The 6,919-nt window shown below is 54.4% G+C and carries 3 protein-coding genes; all 3 read right to left on the bottom strand.

Annotated elements, in window-relative coordinates; genetic code table 11:
- Positions 1-1,311, bottom strand: a 1,311-nt coding sequence (locus tag ACF8AM_RS20085; RefSeq protein ID WP_392557360.1) for a TolC family protein, incomplete at its 3' end; no start/stop codon positions are given.
- A gap of 426 nt (positions 1,312-1,737) precedes the next feature.
- Positions 1,738-5,172 (bottom strand): efflux RND transporter permease subunit, encoded by a 3,435-nt coding sequence (locus ACF8AM_RS20090; RefSeq protein ID WP_392557361.1) that lies wholly within the window; start codon positions 5,170-5,172, stop codon positions 1,738-1,740.
- Between the two features lie 77 nt (positions 5,173-5,249).
- Complete coding sequence (locus ACF8AM_RS20095) at positions 5,250-6,458, bottom strand: efflux RND transporter periplasmic adaptor subunit (RefSeq protein ID WP_392557362.1); 1,209 nt, start codon at positions 6,456-6,458, stop codon at positions 5,250-5,252.
- Between the last annotated feature and the right edge of the window lie 461 nt (positions 6,459-6,919).

Genomic DNA, 6,919 nt, shown 5'->3' on the forward strand with positions numbered 1-6,919 from the left:
CGTTTCTGATGTTCTGATTGAAGCCACGCATATTAGTAGCCAGGGTTTGATATACGCGTTCCAGCCCAACCCAGCGGTCAGCGTCAGCGAAGGGTAGAAACGGGCTCGTGCGACTTTGACATCCAATCCGGCCGCGGCAACTTGGCGTTCTGCTTCGCGAATGTCGGCGCGGTTTTGCAGCAGTTCCGATGGGACGCCGGAACTGAGCGCTTGCATGTTCAAATCGATGAAGTCGACTTCGGTGCGGTCCACGTGCTGTGGGTAGCGACCGACCAAGAAATTGATTCGGTTTTCAACTTCGACGATCTCTTGAACGATGACGGCCCGCTCACTTTCGTTCTTATGCACCTCGGCTTGGAATCGTTGCACAGCGAGTTCGTTGCCGCGACCGGCTTCTTTCATCGCGATGGAAATGTCGAGACTGCGTTGTTGAATCTCGATTGTTTTGTCGAGTGTTTGCATGCGATTGTCGAGTGCGAGCAACTCGTAGTAGTTGTCAGCGATCTCCGCGACCAGTCGGGTGACGATGTAGTTCCGCCCTTCTTGGGTAGCGAGATATCGCATCGCGGCGGCGTTTTGTGCGTTTCGCAGACGTTTCCATATGTCCATTTCCCAGGACACATTGGCGGCAACAAGAAAGTCTGGCAACGGATCGGGAAATCCTTTGCCGGGAGCAACTTCCAACTGTTTTTCCACTGCACCGTCACGAGTGTGCTCACCCGGTTTCTCGATCCCGGCTCCGACTCCTGCGGTCACGAACGGCCTGTACTCTCCGCTGCGTGCATAGGTTTCGTTGCACGCGATTCGGATCTCTTCGGAAAGGATTCGTAGTTCTTGGTTGCCAACCATCGCTTGCTGGATCAGATCCAGCAGATACGGGTCCGTGTAGAAAACGCTTTGTGGCAAGTGAGCCGAATTTTGGAACGTTGAAATGCCAAAGTTCAAATCGGCTTCGTCGTAAACGATTGTTTCGCTGGATTCCTCCATTACTGAATCGGTGACAACATCAGCGGTGGCATTCACCAAGGTGGTGTGCGTGGAATCGTGAGGGGGTGTTTCGAGATTCGGGACGTCGGTTGACTTGATGTAGCTGGCAAACGTTTCGTTTTGGTCATCCAGGTCAGCGGATGTCAGGTTCGTTTTAGTGGATGTCCGCTCACTTTCCTTTCCGTTGGAATCGGAGCTTGACGTTTCGACGAACGAAGCGGTTTCGACCAGCGACTCCGTTGCGTCGAGATTAGCGGGCGCTTTCGAACTTACCGTAGGGTTCGCGGAGTCCATTCCGTTGTTCCAGTTGTAATGCTGGGGCATCGAAGGGCCAGGCTTCGAGCCTCGTAGGCACGGAATGCCGCATCCTGGAGTCGACAAGAAGGAGCCACAGATCAAGGCAGCGATAGCGGCGCGTTTGGAAATTTGGACGCGCGAAACGGTAGGCGATGAAAGGTTCATGTTCGTCCTGATTGAACTGGCGGGGATCGGCATCCTGCCGAAACGTGGTCTTGACTCCGCATTGACGGACAAATGGTCGTTTCACTGAAAAGTGATGACACATCACGTTCAATTTGAAAGTCAAAGAGGTTGTCGACGGAAATGGAATCGGCAAAGGAAACTTTGATACGCCTGAGGCAATTGTGCCAACATTTGCAGATCAGTCCTCCGGAATCTGAATGTCCTGCGGAAGAGTCCGGTGGTAGGGGACGGAGAGAATGTTTCGATTGCGATGCTTTGGGTGGGAAGCTAATTGTCCCGCTCAAAGATTTCGCTCAGTGGCGCGTCATGTTCATCGCGAATCAGCGTGCGACCATCGGCGAATTTCGCGAAAAGGTAATACAGCCCGGGGATCACAAGGACGCCGACCAGCGTGCCAAGCAGCATCCCGCCGACGGCAGTCGTTCCGATCGTGCGGTTGCCGATCGCTCCCGGCCCGGTGGCTCGTACGAGCGGGATCAAACCTGCGATGAAGGCAAACGACGTCATCAGAATCGGGCGGAAGCGGAGCTTGCCACCCTCGATGCCCGCTTCCATGATGCTGCGTCCCTCTTGTCGTCGTTGAACCGCGAATTCGATGATCAGAATCGCGTTCTTGCCGAGCAGTCCTACCAACATCACCAGCCCGATCTGGCAGTAGACGTCGTTGGCCAGACCCATCGACTTTAGAAACAAGAACGAGCCAAAGATTCCCACTGGCAGCGAGGTCAGCACGGCCAATGGAATGATAAAGCTTTCATACTGGCCCACCAAAACCATGTAGACGAAGATCACCACGATCAAGAAAATGTAGACGGCGGTGTTGCCCGATTTGGCTTCGTCGTACGACAACCCTTGCCAGTCAATGTCGAACCCGTTGGGCAGAGTCTCCTTTGCGACCTGCTTGATTGCTGCAATCGCTTCGCCACTGCTGTATCCCTCGGCGGGAGCACCTTGGATGGGAGCGGTTGGGTACAGGTTGTAGCGACTGACTTCGTTCAGACCCTGTTTCTTTTCGATTCGCATAAAAGCGGAGTAGGGCACCATTTCGTCGTTTTCATTTTTGACGAACATGTTGTCGAGGTCTTCCGGGTAGCGGCGAAACTTCGGTTGGGCTTGGACATACACCTTGTAAAATTGGCCGAACCGAACGAACCCTTGTTCCCAGGTGCTGCCGATGACAATGGACAGATTGTCCATCGCGTCCTTGATCGACACACCTTTTTGCATCGCGACATCGTTGTCGATGATGACTTCGTATTGCGGGTAGTTGGCGGCGAAGAACGTGAACAGACCTTTCAGTTCGGGGCGTTTGCCCAACGCGGTCATGAACTCGTCGGTGACCTGTCCGAGTTTCTGGTAGTCGCCACTGTTTGTTTTGTCGAGCAAGTTGACAGAGAACCCACCGGCGGCACCGAAACCAGGAACGGCGGGTGGTTCAAAGAATTCAAGTTTGACGTTTGCAATGTCGGTTCCGCGTTCTTCCAGTTCTTCGATGATTTCTTTTGAGGTCAGTTCTCGATCGGCCCACGGTTTCAGGTTGATGATGCAAGTGCCCGCGTTGGACCCGCGCCCTTCCGTCAGGACTTCGTAGCCGGCGATCGACGAGACGGAAGTGACTTCGTCCATCTGTTTGCAAATTGCTTGCAGTTCGTGACACTTGGCATTGGTGTACTCGAGAGTTGATCCTGGCGGGGTTTGCACGATCCCATAGATCATGCCTTGGTCTTCCAGGGGGATGAATCCAGTCGGCAGGACTTGGTTGACAACCAAGATCCCGTAGCCGAAGACAGCGATCACCGCGACCGTCACCAATCGGCGACTGATAAGGTGACGCAACACGCGAGCATATCCGCCGGTCACGTATTCGACGCTGCGGTCAAATCCATGCAAAAACATCCCGATCGGACTGCGCTTTTTCGCGGTACCGTCAAAGCCAGAGAAGGCGGCCCGAAACGAAAACGCAGCGAGCACGGCGATCACGCCAGCGATGATGTCGATTCGCGATGCAGTCAACTCTATTTGCTCGGAGATGACTTCATGAACCAGCTCGACATGGAGCAAGTATCGGACGGCAAATCCAATTGCCACGCCCAGCAGCAAACTGACCAGAGCTTGCAACAAATAGGCATGTCGGCCAGCGACCCTTTGCATCCCACGATTGAGCAAACCGATGATGCCACGTTGAACGTTGTCGTCGAGCGGTTTCAAGATCATCGCACAAAGGACTGGTGTCAGCGACAAAGCCACCACGCCAGAGATCACGATCGACATGGCCATCGTCAAAGCGAACTGACGGTAGAAAACTCCGACGGGCCCTGTCATGAATGTGACGGGGATGAAAACGGCGGTCATCACCAACGTGATCGCGATGATCGCACCGCTGATCTCCTGAACCACTTCTCGGGTCGCCTTGTAAGGACCAAGATGTTTCGCGTGCATCTTTTCGTGGACGGCCTCGACCACCACGATGGCATCATCCACCACGACCCCAATCGCCAACACGAGAGCGAACAGAGTGATCAGGTTGATCGACATACCGAACATCAGCATGAAGAAAAACGTTCCGATCAATGAGACGGGAACTGCCAGTGTCGGAATCAGGGTGCTGCGGAAGTCGCCCAGGAACAGGTAGACGACCAGCGAAACCAGAATGAACGCCTCGAATAGAGTGTGCAGCACTTTTTCGATGGATGCGTCTAGGAAGTTAGACACGTCATACGTAACGGCGTAGTCCATTCCGGGTGGAAACTGTTTTTCTTTGATTGATTCCACCTTCTCCTTGACCTTCTCGATGACTTCCGCAGCGTTGGATCCGGGAGTCTGTTTCAGGACAATCGCGGCGGCGGGAAGGCCATCGATGTCAGAGTACAGGTCGTAGAAGGACGATCCGAGCGAGATGGTGGCGACATCCGACAAACGCAGGATTTCGCCTTCGGGAGTCGCTCGCAAAATGATTTGGTCGTATTCCTCGGGCGTCGTGTAACGCCCCACCCAAGTCAACACGTACTCGAGTGTTTGCGAGGTCGTTCCCGTGGCTTGGCCGAGTCGTCCGGGGGTGCCGATCATGCTTTGATCAGCGAGTGCTTCCATCACGTCTTCTGCGTCGATGTGGTACGCACGCATGCGATCCAGATCCAGTTCGACTCGCATGGCGTAGGACCGGTTGCCCAGAATCGATGCGAATCCAACACCTGGGATGCGTTTGATTTCATTGAGAATGTTGACCGTGGAATAGTTGTAAAGGTAATTCTGGTCGACGTTTTCGTCGGTGCTGAACACGTTCACGTACATCAGCATGCTGCTCATGTTCTGCATCACGATGATACCTTCGCGTTCGACAATGGGCGGCAGATTGTTCTTCACCATTTGAACGCGGTTGTTCACGTTCATCACGGCGACATCGGGATCGGTGCCGGGTTCGAAGATGACTTGAATCGTGCCTTCGCCAGCACTGGTCGCGTCACTGAGCATGTAGCGCATGTTGGGAACGCCGTTGATGGCTTGTTCCAGGATCACCATCGTCGAGTCGATCAGAATTTTGGCGCTCGCACCGGGATACGACACCGATACACGGACGCTTGGTGGCGCGACCGAGGGAAACTGCGAAATCGGCAACACATTGATTGCCAACCCACCCATGAACAGGATCAGCAGTGAAATGACGATGGCGAGGGCGGGCCGGTGAAGGAACTTTTCAAACATGTTGCGAGCGACGTATTGGCAAGACGAACGCGTGGGTTGCGTTCAAGTGGAAGGGGTGCAAGGAGATTCAGCGTGAACTATTCAGCGTGGTACTTCAGGTGGCTGAGGACGGTTTCCGGATCGCGGAATTCGTATTCCACCTTCTGGCCGTCGCGGACCTGCAAGATGCCTTCCAGCACGATCTTTTCGCCGGGCTGCAATCCTTCTGAAATCAGGAAGATGTCGTCCTTTTCGTTTTGGATCACGATTTCGCGTTGATGCACGACGTCTTCCGCATCGATCACAAATGCGTACTTTTTCGCAAGGATTTCAAACGTCGCACGTTGAGGAATCACAACGGCATCTTTCGCGACTTGGTTGATCAGCACGGTGCCCGTTTGGCCGTGGCGAAGCAAACCGTTCGGATTGGGGAAGTCCGCCCGAAAGGCGATGTTGCCGGTTTCGTTGTCGAAGTCGGCTTCGATCGCACCGATCTTGCCGGGTTGATCGAAGATCTTGTGGTTGGCAAGCCGCAGTTGAATGTTCAACGAGTCTTGGCTTTGCCCCGCGTTCATCGCTTCTTGGTATTCCAGGTAACGCGCTTCGGGGACATTGAAGTAGACCCACATGACACTGTTGTCGGACATGGTTGTCAGCATCGCGCCTTCTTCGATCAAACTGCCTTCTTGTTCGTGCAGGCGATCGACGATGCCGTCGAAGGGGGCTTTGATATTGGCAAAGTTCATTTCCGCGCGGGCCAGTTCGACGTTGGCCACCGCTTTGGCCAATTTCGCCTCGGCCAACTTGAGTTCCTGAGTGGAGACGATGTTTTGCTGAACCAGCTTTTTTGTGTTGTCGAACTCGACTTGGGCCAGTTTCGCTTCGGCCATGTCGGCATCCAGTCGGGCTTCGTAGAGCGTTGGCAAAATGTGAAACATCGTTTGCCCTTTGGTGACCGCTTGACCTTCGTTGACCGCGATTTCCTTCAAGTAGCCTCCTTCGAGAGCGCAGACTTCGATGTGCCGACGTGAGTGGATCTGGCAAACGTATTGCCGGGTCAGCATCACATCGCGAGCCACGGGACTGGTCACCACGATCTTGTGCTGTGGATGATGTTCCCCCGACGCATGGTGTTCACCTGATTGGTGGTGTTCACCTGATTCGTGATGCGGTTGCTCGTGTTTGTCGCCATGCGATTGCGGCGAGACCACGTTAGCGAGCGGTAGAGCGGTGGTTTCAGTCCAGTCGCCGCACCCCACGAATGCGCAAGTCAGGGATGCAAAGAGGATTGCGTAGAACAATTTCATTGGGAGGGGCCGGGTGGTTTTGGGCATGGTTGGAACGCGTACGCGTGGGGACGCGTCACGGGATTTTTCGGTTGATTGGGTGCTTGCGAAGCCATCGATCTGTTTTCGCGTTGCAGGACAAATGTTGCCGACGCGATCGACGATTTTCTCGCGGTCATAGGCTATGCAGGAGGTGTGCCGAAGATCGCAACCGAAGCCTTCGAATGGACGGAGATCCACACATCGCCCGTGATTCACGGGCGAAAAACGTTTGTGTTGGCGAGCTCCAAATCACGGAAACTCCCGTTGTCTGCAAATCGGTTCATGGCACCTGCAGCAACCTGCACGCTCGGACGCGCTGGCGAAGTTGGGGCATTGCGAGCCGGGAAGAACCAGACGCATCGATCCTGCTAAAGAGGAGGTGAAGATCACCGCTCACATTTTGGCGTGATCACGTAGCGGCGTCTCTTCGAGACGCTGGC

It is taken from the genome of Rhodopirellula sp. JB055, assembly GCF_043100905.1.
GTDB lineage: Bacteria > Planctomycetota > Planctomycetia > Pirellulales > Pirellulaceae > Rhodopirellula.